The organism is Paludibacillus litoralis (genome assembly GCF_037646705.1).
GTDB classification, from domain to species: domain Bacteria; phylum Pseudomonadota; class Alphaproteobacteria; order Rhodobacterales; family Rhodobacteraceae; genus Pikeienuella; species Pikeienuella litoralis.
In genome coordinates this window covers 1-21,997 of the sequence record NZ_JBBHER010000002.1, presented here as the reverse complement: position 1 = coordinate 21,997, position 21,997 = coordinate 1, and the positions used below count along the sequence as shown (strand labels likewise).

Genomic DNA, 21,997 nt, shown 5'->3' with positions numbered 1-21,997 from the left:
CGCCTGCGCGGCGCAGATGGCTGACGAAATCGTCGGGCGACGTCAAGGACCGCGCCTCGCCCTGGAAGCGGAGAGGGCGTCGGGAGGGGCCGGCCAAAGCCCCGCCGCGATCCGCCGGATCACCCGGAGCCGGCGCGCCTCTCGGCGCCCTGCTGAATCCGTCCGGCCGGCCCCGCCCTCAGGCGGCCGTCAGCCTGCGACCTTTCCCTTGAACTCGGGATCGGCGGCGCGGGCCTTGGGCAGCGCCCCGTCGAACATGGTCAGCGGCGGATAGGCGTAGGGATCGGTGACGACCTCGATCAGATGCGGTTTGCGGCTGCCCATCGCATCCGACAGAACCTTGGACAGTTCCGCCGGGTCGCTGACCCGGGAGGCGGCGCAACCACACGCGCGGGCGATGGCGCGATGGTCCACGTCGTTGAAATAGACCGCGCGCGAATGGCGCCCGAACTTGACGTGTTCGGCGTCCTTCTGGAAGCCGAGCGCGCCGTTGTTCAGCACGATCAGCGTGACCGGAATGTCTTCGCGCACGGCGGTTTCCAGTTCGGACCAGCAATGGCCGAAACCGCCATCCCCGACCACGCACACGACGCGGTGATCGGGTTCCGCAAGACTGGCGCCCAAGGCCATCGGAAAGCCCCAGCCCAGCCCCGCGAGGCCCCGCGGCGACAGGAAGCGGTGCCCTGGCGCGCGCGACGTCAGGAACGCGTTGATCCAGACCGAAGAATAGCTGGCGTCGGCGACAACGGTGGTTTTCGCATCCATCAGCTGTTCGAGCTCCGCCATGACCCGCTCAGGCCGGATCGGCGCCGCGTCGAAGGGGATGAGGCGCTCGCGGTCCGCCTCGGTCGCGGCGCGGGCCGCGGCGATCTGGGCTTCGACCGCTGCGCGAGCCGCCCGGCGCTTTGAGAGGTCCGCGCCGGCCAGGGCGGCGCGCAGCGCCTCCAGCGTGGCGCGCACGTCGCCGACGAGGCGCAGCGCGGGATAGGAGCGGTCGACCTCCTGCCCGTCGATATCCAGATGGATGATCTTCGCGGACTTCGGATAAAGCGACCAGCTGTCGGTGCCGTTCTGATTGGCGCGCGACCCGATCAGGAAGATCACGTCGGCGTCTTGCAACATCGGCCGGGAATGGCGGCCGGTGGCGCGGTCTCCCATGGCGTTGCCCATCAGGCCCGCGCTCAACGGATGCGTCTCGTCGACGCCGCCCTTGCCCATCATGGTCGTGCCCACGGGAAGGGCGGCGCTCTCCTGCAGCTTCGCGAGGCTGTCCGACGCGCGGGAGCCATGCACGCCGCCGCCCGCGATGATCAGGGGCGAGGTCGCCTCGGCCAGCATCCTCGCGGCCTCGGCGATGCGGGCGGGGTCGGCGGCGGGCCGATCCAGCGGCCAGCCGCCCAGCTGTTCGACGGTCTCGTCCGCCGGAGCCGCCGCTTCCAGCAGGAGATCGGCGGGCAGCAATAGCGCGACAGGGCCGGGACGGCCCGAGGTCGCGGCCACAAAAGCCTGGCGGACATAATCCTTGACCCGGCCGGCGTCGCGGATCGTGCGCGTCCATTTCGTGCAGGAGGCGAAGAGCGCGTGGTGGTCAAACTCCTGAAAGGCGTTCTTGTCGGCCTGATCCCGATTGACCTCCTGCACCAGAGCGACCACCGGCACGCTGGCCTTGAGCGCTTCCGCCAATGGCGGGACGAGCAGGGTCGCCGCCGGGCCATTCTGGGCGCAGACCACGCCGACGCGGTTGGATATCCGGGCAAAGCCGTCCGCCATGGCGCCGCCCGCATTTTCCATGCGGTAGACAACCTGGCGGATCCCGATGTCCTCGCAGGCCAGCACCAGACGACTGGGCAGGCTCTGACTGAACATATGGGTCACGCCATAGCTGACAAGCTGGGCCGCGATCTGGTCGGCAACGGTCGCGCGATCAGTCATATCATGTCTTTCTGTTCGGAGGGATCAGGCTGAACGTTCGGCGATGGAGGCGGTGATGCGGTCCGCCGCGTCGGGCATCTGCTCGAGGACGTCGCGCAGGGCCGACAGGAACGCGTCGATATCGGCCGTGGTCATCGACGTGGAGCAGCAGGCCGAGCTGTCGCTGGGGATCATGTAGCCGCGGACCAGAAGGCCGTTTGCGATCTCCTTCATCAGCGCTTCGGCCTTTGGCGGGGTCCAGGCGGAGCGATAGTTGGTCGGCTGAACGGGCAACAGATGAATCCGGAAGATCGAACCGCCGCCGGTCGCGCAGATCGGCAGGTCCAGATCTGCGGCGATCGCCGCGATTCCGGCCCGGACCCGGTCGCCAAGCGCGGCCAGGCGTTCGAAGACATTCGGCGTCAGGCTCAGCATCGACGTATAGCCCGCCACCATGGACAGGGGGTTCGCCGCAAAGGTGCCGCCCTGCTTCAGCTTGGGCTCGCCTTCGGAGGAATCGAAGACTTTCATCACCTCGTCGCGGCCGCCGACCGCGCCGATGGGAAGCCCGCCGCCGATGATCTTGCCAAAGCTGATCAGATCGGGCCTGAAGCCAAAGGCCTCGGAGATTCCGCGATAGCCGTAGCGGAAGTTCAGCACCTCGTCCGAAATCAGGACGACGCCATGCGCCTTCGCCATCTCGTGCAGCATGTCGATATACGCGGGCGTCAACGGAATCAGGCCTGTGCGGCTTGGCATCATGTCGACGATGACGCAGGCCAGCCGGTCCGCGTTGGCCGCGATGATGCGGCGGCTTTTCTCCACATCGTTCATCGGCAGGACGACAGTCTCGTCAAGAACCGATTGCGGCATCCCATCGTAATAGGGCGTGGACGCCGGCGCGTCTTCGCCCCAGTTCTCGGGCGTGCTGGCCTCGCTCACCTCAACCCAGTCGTAACCGCCGTGATAGGCACCTTCCAGCTTCGCGATCGCGGGACGGCCAGTAAAGGCGCGCGCCGCCTTGACGGCGAAAAGAACGGCTTCGGTGCCGCTGTTCATGAAGCGCACCTTCTGAACCGCGGGCACGCGGTCGGCCAACACGCCGGCCAGCTTGATTTCCCATTCCGTCGGGTTGGCGTAGCAGGCGCCCAGGTCGAGCTGCCGCTTCAGCGCCTCGGCCACCGGGGGGAAGAGGCTGCCGTGAATGGCTGCGGTGTAGTTGCCGACGAAATCCAGATACCGGTTGCCATCCACATCGAAGAGATGCGCGCCCTCGGCATGGCTCATGTAGATCGGCACGGGCGTCCGCTTGATCGTCACGCGGGTCGTGCCGCCCGGAAGCACCTTTCCGGCATCGGCGTAGTTCTTTCTGGACTGGTCCAGCGCCAGTTCCTTGCCGCTGTTATGTCCCGGTCTGGCGGCTTCCTGACCGATCTCTTCGTTCATCTTATCGCTCATCTTTTAGTCCCGCTCCGGCGGCTTGCGCCTTTGTATTGACGTATTATGCTTGATGCATCATTTTAGTGCAATTGGATTTCATCCCCCGCCCGCCCTGCGAAGGGCGGACGATTTCAGGCGTGCTCCTCTCGCTGGAGCACCATGTTCTTCAACCGTTCGTAGCCGAACTCCAGATCATTGCGGATGGCGACGGCGACCTTCTCGCCATCGCGGCCCTCCAGCCCCTCGATGGCCATGTCGTGGAAACCAAGCGGTCGCTTGGGGATCCGCTTTTCGTCCAACAGCAGGTTGAACGACGGCCCCACCTGCACCCAGAGCGTTTCTATGAAGCCGACGAGGCGGGGCATCCCCGAGGCCCGGTAGATCGTGAAATGGAACTCTTCATTCAATGTCAGCGACTTTGTGAAATTTTCCTTGGTGCGCAACTGTTCGTAAGCCCGCTCCACCTTCTTTAGCCGATCCAGCGTATCCTTGGTTATGCAGGCCGCCGCCGCCTCCGCGGCCATGGTTTCAAGCGACAGGCGCAACTTGGTGATTTCGTCCAGGGCTTCGATACGCAGATGCGGGACAACGACGGATTTCGGGCTGATCTGCACCAGCGCGCCATCGGCGATCAACCGGGCGATGGCTTCGCGGGCGGGCGTGAAACTGACGCCGGCGGATTCCGCCACGGCCCGGGTCGCGACCTTTTCACCGGGCTTCAAAGACCCCGTGACAATCGCCTTGCGAAGGCTCTGATACAGGTCTTCAGCCAAGGTATTGGCGCGCTCGACAGGTTCAATTCCCGGCAGTCCCATGACGCTTCTCACGATTCCGATTGTCCCAGCTTATTTCACTGCGATTTTTTTAGCATATAATACATTATCTTCTATACTCCCAATTTGAAAATGGCGGGTGACCGACCGTCACCCGCCTGTATGGACTTCAGGCCGCGGCCTTGAGAGCCGCGCGTTTTTCTCGCGTCGCGCTTTCGTCGACGACCCAATTGTCGAGATCTGCGACGAGACCATAAACCTCCTCCGCAGTTCTCCGACTGATCAAACCGTCGCGCAGATCGCGCAGCACGCGGGCCGGGTCGCGCTCCAACGGATCGCCATAGCCGCCGCCGCCCGGCGAGGTGATATGGACCTTGGCCGCGTCCAGCTTGCTCACGCCGTATTGCGGCACGTCGAACGCGCTTCCATCGGACAGGAAGTTGAGAAGCAGCTGGCCTTTCTTGCCGTCGCCGCCGCCGACGATGCCGTAGCCCGTGGGCTTGCGAGAGCCTTCGCCCCGGAAGGAGTATTGCGTCGGAACGAAGGTCGTGGCCGAGTAATCCAGCCCCGTGCCGCCACGGTATTTGCCCGCGCCCGACGCATCCTCGCGCATCTGATGGTGATGCACCTGGATCGGATAGGCCTGCTCGTAGCTCTCGACATTCGGCAGGCTCATGCCCCCGAGGGTGCAGAGCTGACCGGCGGCGGGAATGCCGTCGCGCCCGTCCACCGCCCCTGCTCCGGAAGAGCCGTGCCAATGGTACATCACGAAGGTCCGGCCATTGTCGCCCCGCCCCGAGGTGATGCAGTGCGAGGTCTTTCCCCAGCCGGCGAGCGCCTGGGACGGGACCGCCTGCGCCAGGGCCTTCCAGACCGCGTGAACGATGTCGCTGGCCGGGTGCACCGTGTTCATCGTCATCGGCGCCGGAGGCAGCGCGTTGACGACAGTGCCTTCGGGGGCCGTGATCTCGATCTGGCGCATCGCGCCCTGATTTCGCGGCGGGCGCCCGTCGAAGAACGACATGACCGCCATGAAGACCGCGGAATGGGTGTTGGCCAGCGAGCTGTTCTTGAACCCCATGATCTGCGGCGACGAGCCGGTGAAGTCCACGTGCATCTTGCCGCCCGCGACGGTGAGCTTGACCTTGACCGGGACGTCCACGGTCTTGAAGCAGTCGTTGTCCGACACTTCCTCACCGTAGAAAACGCCTTCGGGAAGGGTCTCGATCTGCTCCTTCATCAGAAGCTGGGCATGGTCGAGCACCGCGTCAAAGATTTTTTCCGTGGTTTCAAAGCCCAACTCATCCACGATATCCGCGATTCGATCGCGGCCCGTCCGGGTCGAGCCAAGCATCGCCGCAAGGTCGCCATCCAGCAGTTCCGGGCAGCGGGAGTTCAGCAACAACAGCTTCCACAGATCCTTGCGCACCTCGCCCTTTTCGACCAGGCGCAGAACCGGAAGCCGAATGCCTTCGTGATAGATTTCGGTCGCGGCGGCGTTGTAGGTGCCGGCGGCCCCCCCGCCGATATCGGATTGGTGCGCCCGGTTGGTGGCGAAGCCAGCCAGGCGGCCTCCGACCACGACCGGACGGATCAGAGTCCAGTCCGGCAAGTGGTTGCCGCCAGCCTCGTAAGGATCGGACAACAGGAAGACGTCGCCGTCATGGATATCGTCGCCATACTCGCGCAGGAGCGCCCGCACGGCGAAGTTGCCGCCGCCGGTATGGATCGGCAGACCGTCCGCCACCGACAGGGCGTCGCCGCGCGCATTCGACAAGAAGCACGAGAAGTCGTGGCTTTCGCTGAAGATCGGGCTTTGCGCCGTGCGCATCATCGCCCAACCCATGTATTTCGAGATGTGGTCAAGACGCTTCTGGATCAGCGTCAGCATGATGGGGTCGACGGACATGATCAGTTCGCCTCCTTGCCTTGTACGAAAATCTTGAAGTCGCCGTTGACGTCGACCGTGAAGGTTTCATCCTTTCCGACCAGAACCGTGGTGGTCGGAACTTCAACCACCGCGGGGCCGGTCAGGCTGACCGGGCCGGTGAAATCCAGGTTTCGATAGATCGGCGTTTCGACAAACCCGGTCTCGGGGTCGATCCAGACGCGGCGGGTGTCATAGGCCTCGGCCTTGGCGTCGGCGGCGTCCGCCGTCTTGGTCGAGAAGGCGCCGAAGACGCCGCGACCGACCACGAGGCAGGTCACGATCTGGATGGTCTCCGGCCCCTGAACGTAGCCATAGATCTTGCGGAACTCGGCCTCAAAATTGGCGCGGACATCCGCGGGCGTGTCGTTCGCAGGATCGTAGGGCACCTTGATGGCCCATTGCTGCCCCGCGTATTTCAGCTCGAGGAAAGCCTCGATCCGAATGGCGTCGCTGGCGAACTGGGCCGAGAGCTTGGCCGTCAGATCGGCGCTGTCGCGGCCCACACCCTTGGCGATGGTGGCCAGAGCCTCTTCCGTCAGCCCGTGAGAAACCGAGCGCACCAGATCGTGCCGCACGTCGGAATTGCACATGCCGAAGGCGCAGAAGACCCCGGCGAGCCCCGGAACGAAGACGTTCTTCGCGCCAAGCATCCGCGCAACCGACGAGGCGTGCAGAGCGCCCGCCCCGCCGCAGGCCACCAACTCGAACCCTGACGGGTTCACGCCGCGTTCGGAAGAGATCCGTTCGAGCGCGTGAAGAACCGTCTGGTCGGCGACCCGCAAGATGCCGATGGCCGCGTCTTCGACGGAGAGGCCGAGAGGTTTGGCGATCTTTTCCTCGATGGCCTTGAAGGCCAGGTCCCTGTCAATCGAGATCGATCCATCCGCGTAACTCCCCGGCCGCAGGCGCCCCAGCACCACATGCGCGTCCGAGATCGTCGGATCTTCGCCGCCCTTGCCATAGCAGGCCGGGCCTGGAACCGACCCCGCGCCCTTCGGCCCGACATGCAGCATGCCGCCGGCATCGACATAGGCGATCGTGCCGCCGCCGATCGCGATGGAGTTGATCTCCACGCTCGGGGTCATGGCGGGATAGCCGGCGATGTCCAGACGGGCGGTCTCGGCGACCTTGCCCTGCTCATAGAGCATCACGTCGCAACTGGTGCCGCCGATCTCCATCGTGATGAAGTTGCTCTGGCCCTCGGGCCCCGCATAATGATCCAGCGCGCCCACGCCCGCGGCGGGCCCGGAAAGCAGCAAGGACAACGGCCGCGCGCCGATTTCGTCCACCGAGCAGACGCCGCCATTGCTTTGCACCAGCAGAATCTCCTGCGGGAGGCCATAGTCCCGCAACTTGGAGTTCAGGCGCGACAGATAGGGCAACACGCGCGGGGCGAGATAGGCGTTCACCACAGTGGTGGACCAGCGTTCGTATTCGCCCATGATCGGGGCCAGATCGGCCGAGCCGCTGACATACGCCTCCGGCATCAGCTCGCGCACCCGCTTGATCACCGCGCGTTCATTTTCAGCGTTGAGGTAGCTGTTGATGAAGCAGACGGCCACGGCGGCGACGTCTTCCTTGCGAAAGAGCTCGACCGCCTCTTCGATTTCCTCCAGCGCCGCGGGGGTGCTGATGCTTCCGTCCTTCAGCACCCGTTCCGTGATCGGCATGCGCAGGTAGCGCGGCACCAGGACTTCGGGCCAGGGGGTGCGTTGATCCCACACATGCTCCCGCAGGCCGCGCCGGATCTCGATCGCGTCGCGGAACCCACGCGTCGTCAGCATGCCGACCCGGGCCCCCTTGCCTTCCAGCAGGGTATTGGTCGCGATGGTCGTGCCATGCACGAATTGCGCGCACCTGGCCAGCAGCTCTCCGAGGCCCAGATCCAGCTTGTCAGCCAACCCGGCCATGCCCGCCATCACGCCGGTCGAGGGGTCGGACGGGTTGGACGCGGACTTGTGAACGGTCACGCCGGAGGCGCTGCCCACAGCCACGATGTCGGTAAACGTCCCTCCGACATCCACACCGATCCGCCAGGTTTCTTTTTGCACCGAACGCACTCCTATTCTTGTCGTTTCAGCCCCGGCCCCTGCCGGGGGCGCTATGGGTCCGTCAGCCGAACAACAGATTCGGCAGAACGAGGATGATGGAGGGGAAGGCCGCGCAGAGAACGATTCCGAGCAGCATCAGAAGAATGAAGGGGATGACGGATTTGTAGATATCGACCATCGTCACCCCGGCGGGCGCCACGCCCTTGAGGTAGAAGAGGTTGTAACCGAAGGGCGGCGTGAGAAACCCGATCTCCATGTTGATGATGTAGAGAATGCCGAACCACACCGGATCGAAGCCCAGGCTGTTCGCTATCGGCGCAAAGATCGGCAACGTGATCAGGATAATGCCGACGGTGTCCAGCACCATGCCCAGCATCAGCAGGATCATCATCATGATCGCCAGGATCACGTAGCGGTTCAGCTCCAGTCCCAGCACCATGCCTTCGATGAAGCGCGAAGCGCCGATGGTCGTGTAGAAGGTCGAGAAGGCCGACGCGAGGATGATGATCCAAAAGATCATGCAGGTGTATTTCATCGTCTCGGCGCAGGTCTTCGACAGCGTCTGACGCCAGGTCGCCTTGCGATACATCGAGGGAGCCATCAGCGCCGCGCCGAACGCGCCGAGGGCCGCGGCCTCTCCAATGCTGGCGAAGCCGACGAGGATCGAGCCGAGCACCACCACGATCAGCACCATCGGCGCGAAGAAGCCGACGACATAGGTCGAGAGGGTCGCCTTGGCTTCGGAGGTTTCGGTGGCGATCTTTTCCTTGCGGAACCATGAAAGGACCAGAACGTAGATCACGAAAAGTCCGGCGATCAACAGCCCAGGGAGGAGACCCGCCGAATAGAGCCGCCCGATCGACGTGCCGGAGGTCACGCCATAGATGATCATCGTCACGCTTGGCGGGATCAGGATGCCCAGCGACCCGCCCGCGGCGACGCTGCCGAGGGCGATCTGCTTGGAGTAGCCTCGGCTCAGCATCGCCGGCACGGCGATGATGCCCATGGAGATCGTGGCCGCGCCGGAAATCCCCGACATGGCGGCGAAGATGGTGGCGACGCCGATGGTGCCCGCCGCAAGCCCCCCGCGCAGCTTTCCGAAAAGCGAATGCATCGCGCTGAACAGCCGTTCCGCGATGCCGGAATGCTGGAGCATCGACGCCATGAAGATGAACAGTGGGATCGCGGTGTATTCGAAGGCGGTGGCGGCGCGAAACGCCCGCAGCGGAACCATGCCGAGCGCACCCGGCCCAAGGTAGAAATAGATGAAGGCGATGGAGACTCCGCCCAGCGCGAAGGCGACATGGACGCCCAGGAACAGAGTCGTCAGAAGCGCGCCGAAGAGGTAAATCGTCGTCAGCAGATGATCCATCTTACAGACTTTCCGATTCTGAATTCTGATGGTCGGTCCGTGTTCCGCGCAGAACCTGGATATTCTTGAGGCTGATCGACACCCAGGCGAGGCTCAGCAGCACGCCGCTGACCGGCAGCAGGGACTTGGCGATCCAGACCGGCCCGCCCCAGGACGCGGAAGAGGTTTCCATCCGCTTGATCGACATCATCGCGAACGTGCCGCCGTACTGGATCAGAACATAGGCGACCAGCACGAAGCAGGCGGTGCCGAGGGTCAGGTCCACCAGCGCGCGGGTCCTGGGCGGCATCGCGCCATAGATCACATCCACGCGGACGAATTTGTTGTCGATCAGCGCATGGGCGCCGCCGATCAGGATGATCCCGGCTCCAATCCACTGCGCGATTTCCCGCGTCCAGGTGAATGAGGCGTTGAACAGCGCGCGGCTGACGACCTCGATCAACACCAGAGCAATGATCAAAAGAACGGAATATTTAACCGCATCGCCTATGGCGGCGATAATTCTATCTATGACGTCGATAATCTTTTGCATCTAGCCCTCGATCGATGAAGGGGCGCGCCCGCGCCCCTTCATTCAGTTTGCGTTCAGGAGCGGCCGAGTTCTGCGAGGAAGGCGTCCAGCATTTCGACGCCGCGTTTCGAGAGATCGTCCTGATCCGCATACGCACGCCAATATCCGCGAGCCTTGGCTTCCATCTCGCTCCACACGGCGGGGTCGATATGGATGACCTCCATGCCGGCTTCCTGCATTTTTGTCAGAGCCTGCGCATCCTTCATGCCGGCCAGGCTGACGTATTCCAGCGAGGAAATGATCGCCGCCTGCTCGAGGATGGCCTTCAGGTCGTCAGGCAACTGCTCCCACGCGCCGCGATTGACCGCGAAGAAATTGTTCGGCGCGGCGATGGTCGAGGGCTGAATGTAGTACTTGGCCACCTCCTGGAAGGAGTTGTTGTAATTGCCCGCCGGGCTGGCCCACCTGGCCGCATCGACGACGCCGGTCGCGAGGTTGGTGTAAATCTCGCCGCCGCCGAAGAAGACGGTCGACGCGCCCATTGAGGAAAACCATTCGGCCTCGACCCCGTAGGAGCGTATGCGCAAGCCGTCGAAATCCTCGGGGCCCCTGATCGGCTTTGTGGAGACCAGGTCCCAGCCAGACGACAGCTGCGGCCCGAGATAGTGAATGTTGAACGGCTCGAACGCCTCCTGGCAGAGTTCCAGAAAGCCGCCGTGGTAGAAAAAGCTGTAGCGCTCGACAGGTGTGCGCAACGACCCCGGCACGCCGGTCTCCAGCGTTCCGAATGGGCCGATCTGGCCGGTATAGATCGCGCCGGTCAACATGCCGGCCTCGATGACGCCGCCGCCAATCGCGTCCAGACCATCGACCACGGGATAGATCGCGTCGACAGGAAAGACCTGCATGGTCATCTGCCCGGCGGACATGTCCTCGACGATCTCGGCGAACCGTTCGAGCGCGACATAGCCCGGCTCTCCGGCCTGCACGTTGCTCTGTATGCGCCAGTTGAAATCCTGGGCCGTGACGGTCCCGGCGAACAAGAGGCTGCTCGCGACCGCACCCACAATCGACATGGCTTTCCAATGAGTCACGAAATGTCTCCCCGTGATGATGTTGCTTTGCTTCATGCTCCGACCGCATCCCCGTTCCGGGCGCGACCCGATTCACTTTGGATGCGTCATCCATCATATGTCAACAGACTCGTTAACAATCTCGAGAGCGAACGAGACGGCCATAATCTCAAAATAATCAATACATTAAACCCTCATCATTTCCCCATATTTGGCTTCATATGACTAATATATATGCTGCACTATAATATTTAGGTGACAAGATATACATCTATACGTATGGCCTTATTGCCCATATATACAAATGCATTTACTCATATTGACACGCAAATAGATGCGTCCGGCGGGCCGTATGCTCTACATTCGCATTTACATAATGTATTACTAATGATTCCTCTCCGAATAATCATCTACTCCGGGTGATCGGATGGATTGCGGGCGACGTCTCGGCGGGGATGGCCGGCGCGTTCAGCGCGGCTTGCGCGCCGTCCGGCCGGCGCTCGATCACGCCAAGGCGGGCTGGCGGTCGACGAGCCCCCGCCCCCGCGCCACTCTGCGGGCGACAGGTTCAGGGCCAACCTCGCGCATCGAAAGCCGCGGTCAGGTCGGGCGCTCACGCCCGATCCGCGAGGCGCCGCGCGCGTCCCCGACAAGGGGATTGCCAAAGCGGGAGGCGTGACCAATACTCAATTGATCACGCTCTCGAGGATGCCGCCGTGAGAGAAATTCGCTTCGACGAGAGCGCCGCGCCGCAGGGCGCCCTGGCCGTGCGCAACCATCTGATGGCGCTCATCCGCGGGCCCGATCTGCCGCAAGACGGGCGTTTGCCGACTGAGCGGGAGCTTGTCGGGCGTCTGGGCGCCAGCCGCCGCGCGGTGCGCAGAGCGATCGCCGCTCTGGAATCCGAGGGGCTGGTTTGGCGGCGCCAGGGCAAGGGCACATTCGCCGGTCAGCCGCGGGACCCCATGGGCGCCCTCGCCGCCGAGATCGGCGGCGAGGCCACGATGCTGGAGGTGATGGAGGCGCGCGCCTGCATCGAGCCGGAATTGGCGGCGCTCGCGGCGCAGCGCGCCGCGCCGGAAGAGATCGCCAGGATGCGCCGCCTGTCCCGCCGGCACATCGAGGCGGCGGACCCTGAAGCGCTGGAGCTATGGGACGGCGCGCTGCACCGGCTGATCGCACAGGCGGCGCGCAACCGGCCATTGATGATCGCCTGCGCGATGCTGGACGAGATCCGCGCCAGCGCGGATTGGATGGCGCTTCGGATCCGGGCGCGGTCGGAGGCGTCTCTGCGCGATACGGGCGCGCAACATTCAGGCATCATCGACGCGATCGCGGCCGGAGACGCCGCGGCCGCACGCGAGACGATGGGCGCGCATCTGCGGATGCACCGGAGGGCGATGCTGAACGCATCGCAAGGAGGGAACGGATAATGGCCGACGACATCAGAATCACCGAAGCCGACATCGCGGCCGCCGAGCGGCTGATGGGATTGACCTACACGCAAGCCGAGCGCCGCCAGATGGCCGGAAATCTCTTCGGCCAGATCGAGCAGGCCCGCGCCCGCCGCGCGGTCGATCTTCCGAATTCGACGCCGACGGCCTCGCGTTTCGATCCGCGCCCGCCCGGTTTCGAGATGCCCGCCGGGGTCGGCGTGACGCCCAGCCGCTCGACCCGCGCCCTGCCGGATGACGACGCCGACATCGCCTTCGCCACCCTGCCCGATCTCTCGGCCTGGATCGCGTCCGGCGCGCTCAGCAGCCGCAGGTTGACCGAAATCTATCTGGCCCGCATCGACGCGATCGGCGACAGCCTGGAATGCTGGGCCGCCGTCACCCCGGACCGCGCGTTGGCCGAGGCCGACGCCATGGACGCGCTGAGCCGCGGCGGCGTGAATCTCGGCCCGCTGCACGGCATTCCTTATGGGCTGAAGGATCTCTTCGACACGCGCGGCGTCGTCACCGGCTGGGGGGCCGAACCCTATCGCGACCGCGTGCCCGAAACGGACGCAAGGATCGTCACGCTGCTGCGTCAGGCGGGCGCGGTTCTGCTGGGCAAGACCACGCTTGGCGCGCTGGCCTATAACGACATCTGGTATGGCGGCGTCACCCGCAACCCGTGGAACCTGAACGAGGGGTCGAGCGGCTCCTCCGCCGGCTCGGCCTCGGCGACGGCCGCGGGCCTTTGCGCGTTCGCCATCGGCACCGAAACGCTGGGCTCGATCACATCGCCGAGCCAGCGCTGCGGCACGACCGGCCTGCGCCCCACATTCGGGCGCGTCAGCCGCGCCGGCGGCATGACGCTCTGCTGGTCGCTGGACAAGGTCGGGCCGATCTGCCGCGGCGTCGAGGACACCGGGCTGGTCCTGGCGGCGCTGAACGGCGCCGACCGGGACGACCTCGGAAGCATCGCCGCGCCCTTCGCCTATGACGCCGGCGGGAGCATCGAAGGGATGCGCGTCGGCTATCTGCCTGAGGCGTTCGAAGACGGCGCGACGGATGTCGACCGCGCGGCGCTGGACGCGGCCCGGCGGCTCGGCGTCGAGGTGGTCGAGGTCTCGCTGCCCGATCTGCCTTATGGCGCGTTGATGAACGTGGTTTACGCCGAGGCCGCGGCGAGCTTCGAGCATCTGACGCTGACCGGTCTCGACGACACGCTGACCTGGCAGGATGACGGCGCATGGCCCAACACCTTCCGGAAGGCGCGCTTCCTTTCGGCGGTGGATCATGTCCAGTTGGACCGGCTGCGCTGGTTGGTGATGCAGGCGCTGGACGAGATGTTCTCGCAGGTGGACGCGCTGATCGGGCCGTTCATGACCGGGCCGATGCTCGTCGCCAGCAATTTCACCGGCCATCCCTGCCTGCATCTGCGCGCCGGCTTCGAGGAGCTGGGCACGCGCAGCCCCGCCTCGCTGGGGGCCGGCAAGCTGACCGTGGGCGAGGCGCAAGAGGGCCCGCGCTTCACCGTGCCCCAGGGAATCTCGCTTTGGGGAGGGCTGTTCCGCGAGGGGCGGCTGCTGAATCTGGGCCAGGCGCTGGAGCGCGAACTGAACGTGGCGCATCTTCGCCCCGGCCTGCCGCGTTAGAACGCGGCGCGAAGCCAGAACTCGGAAGCCCGGGCCGCGCCCGGACGCGACACCGCAACCGGCGCCTCGGCGCCACGACAAAGTGGAGAACGACATGAAACGCAGGGAGTTCCTGATCGCCACCACCGCGTTGGTGGGAACCACCACCGTGCATGGCCTTCTGTCGCCGGCGCTGGCGCAAGCCGAGCCGAAGACCGGCGGGACGCTCATCTGGGGGCATTCCGAGACCACGCAGAACCTCGACATGCACCAGACCGGCACCGCCTCGACCGGCCGGGTGCTGCAAAACGTCCACAACTCGGTCGTCACGGTGGACAAGGATCTGAAGGTGATCCCGATGCTGGCCGAAAGCTTCGAGCAGAGCGACGACGGGTTGACCTACACCTTCCACCTGCGGCCGGGCGTGAAGTTCCACAACGGGGCGGATATGACCTCGGCGGACGTGAAATACTCGTTCGAGCGCTGCAAGGATCCGGCGACCGGCGCGGTCAATTTCGAGGTCTTCAACGCCGTCGAGGCCATCGAGACGCCCGATCCGCTGACCGTGGTGGTGCGGCTCTCCTCGGTCAACGCGCCCTTCCTGAGCCGGCTGGCGGAGAATGGCGCCGGCGTGGTGATGCCCGAGGGGTCGGGCGACATTCAGGGCGAGACGCCGGTCGGCGCCGGGCCGTTCCGCTTCGTGCGGCGCGAGTTCGGCAACGAGGTCGAGCTGGAGCGGTTCGACGACTACTGGGACGGACCCGCCTATCTGGACCGCATCATCGCGCGCGAGATTTCCGAATCCACCGTGCGGCTGACCGGATTGCGCACCGGCGAATTGCACATGATCAACGACATCCCCGCCGACCGCATGGCCGAGATCGAGGGAGATGGCGATCTTCAGGTGGTCAAGTGGTTCCCGCTGAACTGGGATTTCGTCAATCTCAACCACAATTTCGAGCCGTTCAAGGACCCCCGCGTCCGCCTGGCTTTCGATCTGATCATCGACAAGGAGATGCTGCTTCAGGGCGCGCTCTGGGGACAGGGCGCCACCACCGCCACCGCCTGCTTCCCGTCCTCGCCGAGCTATAACTCGGAGCTGACGCAACGCGGCCAGGACATCGCCCGCGCCCGCGCCCTGCTGGACGAGGCGGGCTATCCCGCGGGCGAGCTCGACGTGGTGTTCAAGGCGACGACCAACTATCCCTACCATATCGAAGCGGCGCAGATCATGGTGGAGTGGTTCCGTCAGGCCGGCGTCAAGCTCACCATCGAACAGCTGACCTGGGCGGACTGGCTGAGCCAGGTCTGGGTGGATCATGATTTTCAGATGTCGATGATGAACTTCTTCACGCTCTGGGAGCCCGACTTCCTGTTCTACAGCATGTGGAACTCGACCGGCGCCTTCAACTACCGCGGCGTCAACGATCCCGAGATCGACCGCCTGACCGAAGAGGCCCGGGTGACGCTCGACCCGGTCGCGCGAGCGGATATCTACAAGGCGGTGCAACAGCGCGTTCATGATGAAGTGCATGACGTCATGCTGTGGTTCCGCAACGGATCGATCGGGGCGCAGCCGTCCGTCGGCGGGCTCGACACGGTGGTGCACCCCAACGGGTCGAACCTGAATTTCCACAAGGTCTGGCTGAACGCCTGATGTGCCGCGGGGCGGCGGCGCGCCGCCCCGCACGCCCCTTGTCCCGACCTTACGCGCGGAAGCCCCTTGATGGCGTATGTCCTGAACCGACTGGTGTCTCTCGTGGTCACGCTGTTGCTGATCTCGATCATCACTTTCGCTGTGACCAACGTCCTGCCCGGCGACGTGGCGATGATGATCATGGGCACGCAGTCCAACCCCGAAGCGCTGGCCGGGCTGCGCGAGAGCCTCGGGCTGAACGATCCGCTGGTGGTTCAATACGGCCGCTGGATCGGCGGCATGTTGACTGGCGACTGGGGCGTCTCGCTCGTGTTCAAGACCCAGATCGGCCCGCTCCTCGCGCAGAAGATCACCGCCAGCGCGCTGATCGTGGTGATGTCGATGACCATCGCGCTCAGCCTCGCGGTGCCGCTGGGGGTCTGGGCGGCGGTGCATCGCGACCGCTGGCAGGACACCGGCAGCAGCTTCGCCGCGCTGCTGGGCGTGAGCCTGCCGGATTTCTTCTGGGGGATCCTTCTGATCCTGCTGTTCGCGCGCGGCCTCGGCTGGTTTCCCTCGTCCGGCTTCGTCGATCCGGGCGACGACTTTCTCGGCGCGATGGCGCACGCCTTCCTGCCGTCTCTCGCGCTCGGCCTCGGGTTGATGGCGCATCTGACACGGATGACCCGGGCCACCATGACCGGCATTCTGACGCAGGAGTTCATCCGCGTCGCCCGCGCCAAGGGGCTGACCGAGCGCACCGTGATCTGGCGTTACGGGCTCGCCAACGCGATCGGCCCGGTGCTGACGGTCGCGGGGCTGCAGGTGGGGTATCTCTTCGGCTCGATCATCGTGGTGGAGAGCCTGTTCAACTACACCGGCATGGGGTGGTTGACCTATCAGGCGCTGCTCAACCGCGACGCGCCGCTGATCCTGGCCACGGTCTTCGTGATCGCCGCCGTGGTCATGCTGACCAATCTCATCGTCGATCTGCTCTATCTGGTGATCGACCCGCGAATTCGGCTGGAGTGACCATGCGCAGGTTTCTCAACACCAAGGGCGTCGTCGGCGGGCTGCTGGTGGTGGCGATTCTGGCTGTCGCGCTGCTGGCGCCGCTGTTCGTGAGCCCCGAGATGGCGACGCAGATGAACATGCGGGCGCGGCTTTCCCCGCCGACATGGGCCTATCCGCTGGGCACCGACCAGCTGGGCCGCGACCTGCTGTGGCGGGTGCTGCTGGGGACGAAGACCTCGATCCTGATCGCGGTCTCGGCGGTTCTGATGAGCATCGTGGTCGGCCTGCCGCTGGGGCTGATCTCGGGCTATGTCGGCGGGCGCACCGACAACATCCTGATGCGGCTCGTGGACACGCTGCTGGCCTTCCCGGCGCTGCTGCTCGCGTTGACCATCTCCGCGGTGCTCGGGCCCAGCCTGCCCAACACGATCATCGCGATCGGCGTGGCCTTCACGCCGTATCTCGCGCGGATCGTGCGGGGCGAGGCGCTGCGGGTGGCGCAGATGCCGTTTGTCGAGGGCGCGCGCGCCGCGGGCGCGACCCACAGGCGGATCGTGATCCTGCACGTCTTGCCCAACATCATGCCGCCGGTGATCGTGCAGGCGACAATCAGCCTCGCCTTCGCCATCCTTGCCGAGGCGGGGCTCTCCTTTCTGGGTCTGGGCACGCAGCCGCCCAACGCCTCCTGGGGGCTGATGATCCAGACCAGCCGCGACTTTCTGGATGTCGCGCCATGGACGGCGCTGGCGCCGGGCGCGGCGGTGGCGTTGTCGGTGCTGGGGCTGAACATGTTCGGCGACGTGCTGCGCGACGCCCTGGACCCGAGGGCGAAATCATGAGCGGCGCCGCCCGGACTCCCCTTTTGGAGATCGACCGCCTGCGCGTGGAGTTCGACACGGACAGCGGCGCCGTGACCGGCGTCGAGGATGTGAGCTTCACCGTCGACCCCGGCGAGACGGTCTGCGTCGTGGGTGAAAGCGGCTCGGGAAAATCGGTCACCTCACTGTCGTTGATGCGGCTGGTGGAATTCGGCGGCGGGCGGATCACCGGCGGCGCGCTGAGGCTGATGCGGCCCGGCGGGGCGCTGGATCTCGCTCAGGCGGACGCCGCCACCATGCGCTCGATACGGGGCGGCGAGATCGGCATGATCTTTCAGGAGCCGATGACCAGCCTCAACCCGGTCTTCACCATCGAGCGCCAGTTGACCGATGGGTTGCGCCTGCACCGCCATCTCACCCGCGAGGCGGCGCGCGCCCGCGCGCTGGAGCTTCTGCGCGAGGTGCGCATCCCCGAGCCCGAACGGCGGCTCCGACAGTATCCGCACGAGCTCTCCGGCGGCATGCGCCAGCGGATCGTCATCGCCATCGCCATGGCCTGCAAGCCGCGCCTGCTGATCGCGGACGAGCCGACCACGGCGCTCGACGTGACCATCCAGGCGGAAATTCTCGGGCTGATCAACCGGCTCAAGCGCGAAACCGGCATGGCGGTGCTGTTCATCACGCATGATATGGCCGTAGTGGCGCAGATGGCCGACCGCGTGGTGGTGATGTATCGCGGCGCCAAGGTCGAGGAGGGGCCGGTCGAGGAGATCTTCGCCGCCCCGAAGCAGGAATACACGCGGGCGCTGCTGGCGGCGGTTCCGCGTCTGGGCGAGATGCGCGGCCGTCCCGGGCCGGAGCCGATGCGCGCGCCCGGCCAACCGGCGCAGCCCGCGCCGCGCCCGCCCGACCACGCCGCGGAGCCGCTGTTGACGGTGCGGAATCTGACCACGCGCTTCGCCGTCAGGGGCGGGGCGCTGCGCCGCCATGTGGCCAATGTGCACGCGGTCGAGGACGTCTCGTTCACGATCGCGCGCGGCGAGACGCTGGCGCTGGTGGGGGAATCGGGCTGCGGCAAGTCGACCTGCGGCAGGTCGATCCTGCGGCTGGTCGAGCCGACCTCGGGCGCGATCACCCTTGACGGGCGCGATCTGCTGGCGCTGGACGACCACGACCTGCGCATGGCCCGGCGCGAGATGCAAATGGTGTTCCAGGACCCCTTCGCCTCGCTCAACCCCTATATGCGGCTGCAGGCGCTGGTGGCCGAGCCGATGCGCAATTTCGATCTGGCGCGGGGGAGCGAGCTGACGGACCGGGTGGCCGACCTCTTCGACCGGGTGCATCTGCCGCGAAGCTTCATGCGGCGGTTCCCGCACGAGCTGAGCGGCGGCCAGCGTCAGCGGGTCGCCATCGCCCGCGCCCTGGCCGCAGATCCGCGCCTGATCGTCGCCGACGAGGCGGTCAGCGCGCTGGACGTGAGCGTGCAGGCGCAGGTGCTCAACCTGTTGATGGAGTTGCAGGCCGATATGGGGCTGTCCTTCCTGTTCATCAGCCACGACATGGCGGTGGTCGAGCGCGTCGCGCATCGTGTGGGCGTGATGTATCTCGGCCGCCTCGTCGAGAGCGGCAGCCGCGCGCAGGTGATGTACGAGCCGAGGCACAGTTATACGCGCGCATTGCTCTCGGCGGTGCCGGTCGCCGATCCGACTCGCCGCCATATGCAGGAGGAGCGCGCGTTCCGGCCCATCGCTTCGCCGGTGTATCCGGTGGGTCACGACGCCGGCGCCTCAGTCTATGACGAGCCGGTGCCCGGACATCTGGTGCTCCGCGACGCTCCGGACAGGACGGCCTGAACCGGCTGAATGGCTGATCTGAAACACGGCCGGCCGACATGACGCTCAGGCCCATCGCGCAGCCACCGAGCGCTCAGAGCCCGCCCCGAGACGAATTGAGCGATATCAGACGATTGTGATTCACGTCGGTTTGCAAACGACTGACGGAGGCCCGATGCTGCGGGATGGCGCCGCGCGCGGATATCCGCGCGCTGATGGACGATGAGGAGCGGAACGTTGGTCGCTTGTCGGGCGTGGTCGAGATTGACGAGGTCCCGGTCGGCGGCGCCCCGCAGAGCTTTCATCAGAAATGGCCGAAGCCGGATCCGCCGACGCCCCGGCCTTCGGCGGCGGGCCGGCGGGTGCGGCCCGCTACCGCAACCCCGCATGACCGCAACGAGGAAGGCCCAGCCGACATGCCTGATGCAATCGAGTATTTTTACTCTATCCGATCCTCCTTCGCCTATCTCGGGGCGGCACGGCTCAACGCGCTGGCGGCTGAGTTCGGCGTCAGGGTCTCTCACTATCCGATCGATCTGTTGGCTCTGATCGAGCGTCATGACGCGGTCGAAGGCGCGGCGGCGACGGACCGCCCGCACGCCGGCGCGCGCGTTCTGGAGAAGGACCCGGTTCGCGAAAGCTACACCCAGCTCGAATATCGCCGCTGGGGAAAGCATCTCGGCATCGAGATCAATGTCGATCCTTCCCATCATTACGGCCCGCGCGAACTGCCCTCCGGCGCCGTTATCGCAGCGCAGCGCCGCGGGTTGGGCGCCGGCCGGCTCAGCCACGCGCTCCTCGAGGCGCTCTGGCGCGACGACCGCGACATAGCAGCCCCGGAGATCGTCGCCGAGATCATCGACCGGCTTGACCTCGGCGTCGCGGGCGCCTCGCTCTGCGAGGAGGCGATGCGCCCCGACATTCAGGAAGAACTGCAGGCCAACACGCGTGACGCCGCGACGCGCGGCGTCTTCGGCTCGCCGACCTATATCTGGAAGGGCGAGCCATTTTTCGGTCAGGACAGGTTGGATTTTCTCCGCCGCGCGGTCAGCGGCTCGGAGCGCCCGCCCGCCTGAGCGGCGCGTGGGTCTGCTGAAGCGGACCAGAATTGAATCGCTCTGGCGCTGAGATCCGGCCCGTGCGGATCTCTCCGCAAGCACCGAAGCCGGGACGACAGGCCCTGCGCTGGTCGCCGTCAGACCGACGAAATCGCGGGCTCGACCCGGAGCCGACCCGCGCGGTCGCGCCCCGTGGATTCCCGCTTCCATTAACCGGTCGACAACCAAGTTCAGCCCATCGCCGGCTTGACGGCTTATAATTTCATCAAGATCACGCGAAATATCATTAATAATAAAACGCGTAAAACACGATAAAAACAAAACTTCTCTTATTCATGCAAATAGAATTTTTTGTTAATGACGGCGTTTCTCAAAATTATACATACTTACATATGGATATTATAGGTCCACATACATATAGATACATATGTCGATCCGTATCTTGACTTGTATGTAGTTGATTAAAAAAGTCGGCCGGCGAGCTTCGTGTCATATTTTTAACACGAAAAGCCGCCATCCGAACCCTGTGCAGCGTATCAAAGGTGTATGTAATGAGTGGTGTGAATGATCAGGCAGGCGGTTCCGCCACGCGGATTCTGGTCGCCAATCAGCAGGAGCTTGACGCCGCTCTGGCGGCCGCGACGGGGGGCGAGACGATCGCGCTGCTTTCCGGGGAGTATGACTCGATCAGGCTATGGTCGCGCAATTTCGACTCGGATGTGAGACTCGTCTCCGCCGACCCCGATGCGCCGGCCACGATCACCGGCGACATCCGCGTCAGTTCGGTTTCGAACTTCAGCATCGAAGGCGTCGACCTGATCGGAGACGCGCCCCTGGCGGCGTATGGCTCCCGCATCACGATCCAGGACAGCTCGAATGTCCGCGTCGCGGACATGACGCTGACGGGAACCGTCCCGGATTCCGGCGTCGACCCGAACGACCCGTCGCTGTCTCCAATCGAAGCGCTGCGCGGAATGCCGCACGAATACGGCGTCAAGATCACCGGCTCATCAGGCGTCACCCTTGACGCCCTCGACATCACAACGATGTACAAGGGCGTTATTGTCGACAAGAGCGCCGACATCGCCATCACAAATTCCGAATTTCACGACCTGCGCAGCGATGGCGTCAACTTCGTCGACACGAGCGACCTTCGGATCGAAGGCAACTACTTTCACGACTTCACCCCCTGGCTGAACCAGGGGAACGGGACCGGCGATCACCCGGATTTCATCCAGTATTGGGGCGCGCCCGGCGGCGCGGGGATCGACGGCGTCGTGATCCGCGACAACATCATGCTGCAGGGCGAGGGGGACCTCGTCCAGTCGATCTTCGGCCATTTCGGGCCTCGCGGCGCGGATTCCGATCCGTTCACCAATTTCGAGGTTTCCGGAAACTTCATCCAGACCAACCATGTCCATGGCATCGCGCTCGGCGATGTCTCCGGCGGGCAGATCTTCGGGAACGTCCTGATCCCTTCGGGGATGGACATCGCCTCCCCGGGCGACGGCGGC

General features: G+C 64.9%; 16 protein-coding genes. 8 read left to right on the top strand and 8 right to left on the bottom strand.

Going from position 1 to position 21,997, the window contains the following annotated elements:
* Positions 1–189 precede the first annotated feature (189 nt).
* The 8 genes from WG921_RS01170 to dctP all read right to left on the bottom strand — a co-directional run bounded on the left by WG921_RS01170 (position 190) and on the right by dctP (position 11,082).
* Positions 190–1,932, bottom strand: coding sequence for an acetolactate synthase catalytic subunit (locus WG921_RS01170; protein WP_340107340.1), 1,743 nt, complete (start codon positions 1,930–1,932; stop codon positions 190–192).
* Positions 1,933–1,956: 24 nt separating this feature from the next.
* Positions 1,957–3,369, bottom strand: a complete 1,413-nt coding sequence (locus WG921_RS01165) for an aspartate aminotransferase family protein (protein ID WP_340107339.1) — start codon at positions 3,367–3,369, stop codon at positions 1,957–1,959.
* Between the two features lie 113 nt (positions 3,370–3,482).
* Positions 3,483–4,166: a GntR family transcriptional regulator gene (locus tag WG921_RS01160; protein WP_340107338.1), complete on the bottom strand. Its 684-nt coding sequence runs from the start codon at positions 4,164–4,166 to the stop codon at positions 3,483–3,485.
* A 127-nt stretch (positions 4,167–4,293) separates the two neighbouring features.
* A complete protein-coding gene (locus WG921_RS01155) occupies positions 4,294–6,033 on the bottom strand; it encodes a hydantoinase B/oxoprolinase family protein (RefSeq protein ID WP_340107337.1) in 1,740 nt (579 codons plus the stop codon).
* Between the two features lie 2 nt (positions 6,034–6,035).
* On the bottom strand, positions 6,036–8,105 hold the full coding sequence (locus tag WG921_RS01150) for a hydantoinase/oxoprolinase family protein (protein WP_340107336.1): 2,070 nt from the start codon (positions 8,103–8,105) through the stop codon (positions 6,036–6,038).
* 61 nt (positions 8,106–8,166) lie between these two features.
* Complete coding sequence (locus tag WG921_RS01145; RefSeq protein WP_340107335.1) at positions 8,167–9,477, bottom strand: TRAP transporter large permease; 1,311 nt, start codon at positions 9,475–9,477, stop codon at positions 8,167–8,169.
* A 1-nt stretch (position 9,478) separates the two neighbouring features.
* Positions 9,479–10,009, bottom strand: a complete 531-nt coding sequence (locus tag WG921_RS01140; RefSeq protein ID WP_340107334.1) for a TRAP transporter small permease subunit — start codon at positions 10,007–10,009, stop codon at positions 9,479–9,481.
* A 53-nt stretch (positions 10,010–10,062) separates the two neighbouring features.
* Positions 10,063–11,082: a TRAP transporter substrate-binding protein DctP gene (gene dctP, locus WG921_RS01135; protein ID WP_340107333.1), complete on the bottom strand. Its 1,020-nt coding sequence runs from the start codon at positions 11,080–11,082 to the stop codon at positions 10,063–10,065.
* A gap of 695 nt (positions 11,083–11,777) precedes the next feature.
* Here dctP and WG921_RS01130 point away from each other — a divergent pair.
* The 8 genes from WG921_RS01130 to WG921_RS01095 form a co-directional block, all read left to right on the top strand.
* A complete protein-coding gene (locus WG921_RS01130) occupies positions 11,778–12,494 on the top strand; it encodes a FadR/GntR family transcriptional regulator (protein WP_340107332.1) in 717 nt (238 codons plus the stop codon).
* Positions 12,494–14,146: an amidase gene (locus tag WG921_RS01125; RefSeq protein ID WP_340107331.1), complete on the top strand. Its 1,653-nt coding sequence runs from the start codon at positions 12,494–12,496 to the stop codon at positions 14,144–14,146. The genes WG921_RS01130 and WG921_RS01125 overlap by 1 nt, the downstream gene beginning before the upstream one ends.
* Positions 14,147–14,240: 94 nt before the next feature.
* Positions 14,241–15,782 carry an ABC transporter substrate-binding protein gene (locus WG921_RS01120; protein WP_340107330.1) on the top strand — a complete coding sequence of 514 codons (1,542 nt, stop codon included), beginning with the start codon at positions 14,241–14,243 and terminating at the stop codon, positions 15,780–15,782.
* 69 nt (positions 15,783–15,851) lie between these two features.
* The gene (locus tag WG921_RS01115) at positions 15,852–16,793 is read left to right on the top strand and encodes an ABC transporter permease (RefSeq protein WP_340107329.1); all 942 of its coding nucleotides are present in this window, start codon (positions 15,852–15,854) and stop codon (positions 16,791–16,793) included.
* A gap of 2 nt (positions 16,794–16,795) precedes the next feature.
* Entirely contained in the window at positions 16,796–17,614 is an 819-nt protein-coding gene (locus tag WG921_RS01110; RefSeq protein ID WP_340107328.1) for an ABC transporter permease, read from the top strand.
* A complete protein-coding gene (locus WG921_RS01105) occupies positions 17,611–19,446 on the top strand; it encodes an ABC transporter ATP-binding protein (protein ID WP_340107327.1) in 1,836 nt (611 codons plus the stop codon). Before WG921_RS01110 ends, WG921_RS01105 begins: the two co-directional genes overlap by 4 nt.
* A gap of 395 nt (positions 19,447–19,841) precedes the next feature.
* Positions 19,842–20,501 (top strand): 2-hydroxychromene-2-carboxylate isomerase, encoded by a 660-nt coding sequence (locus tag WG921_RS01100; RefSeq protein WP_340107326.1) that lies wholly within the window; start codon positions 19,842–19,844, stop codon positions 20,499–20,501.
* Positions 20,502–21,043: 542 nt separating this feature from the next.
* A partial coding sequence (locus WG921_RS01095; RefSeq protein ID WP_340107325.1) for a right-handed parallel beta-helix repeat-containing protein occupies positions 21,044–21,997 on the top strand: 954 nt, incomplete at its 3' end.

Coding starts and splice junctions, on each gene's coding strand:
- WG921_RS01105 (WP_340107327.1), top strand. CDS start 17,611: ATGAGCGGCGCCGCCCGGACTCCCCTTTTGGAGATCGACCGCCTGCGC.
- WG921_RS01165 (WP_340107339.1), bottom strand. CDS start 3,369: ATGAGCGATAAGATGAACGAAGAGATCGGTCAGGAAGCCGCCAGACCG.
- WG921_RS01155 (WP_340107337.1), bottom strand. CDS start 6,033: ATGTCCGTCGACCCCATCATGCTGACGCTGATCCAGAAGCGTCTTGAC.
- WG921_RS01145 (WP_340107335.1), bottom strand. CDS start 9,477: ATGGATCATCTGCTGACGACGATTTACCTCTTCGGCGCGCTTCTGACG.
- WG921_RS01170 (WP_340107340.1), bottom strand. CDS start 1,932: ATGACTGATCGCGCGACCGTTGCCGACCAGATCGCGGCCCAGCTTGTC.
- WG921_RS01125 (WP_340107331.1), top strand. CDS start 12,494: ATGGCCGACGACATCAGAATCACCGAAGCCGACATCGCGGCCGCCGAG.
- WG921_RS01100 (WP_340107326.1), top strand. CDS start 19,842: ATGCCTGATGCAATCGAGTATTTTTACTCTATCCGATCCTCCTTCGCC.
- WG921_RS01160 (WP_340107338.1), bottom strand. CDS start 4,166: ATGGGACTGCCGGGAATTGAACCTGTCGAGCGCGCCAATACCTTGGCT.
- WG921_RS01140 (WP_340107334.1), bottom strand. CDS start 10,009: ATGCAAAAGATTATCGACGTCATAGATAGAATTATCGCCGCCATAGGC.
- WG921_RS01115 (WP_340107329.1), top strand. CDS start 15,852: ATGGCGTATGTCCTGAACCGACTGGTGTCTCTCGTGGTCACGCTGTTG.
- WG921_RS01120 (WP_340107330.1), top strand. CDS start 14,241: ATGAAACGCAGGGAGTTCCTGATCGCCACCACCGCGTTGGTGGGAACC.
- WG921_RS01110 (WP_340107328.1), top strand. CDS start 16,796: ATGCGCAGGTTTCTCAACACCAAGGGCGTCGTCGGCGGGCTGCTGGTG.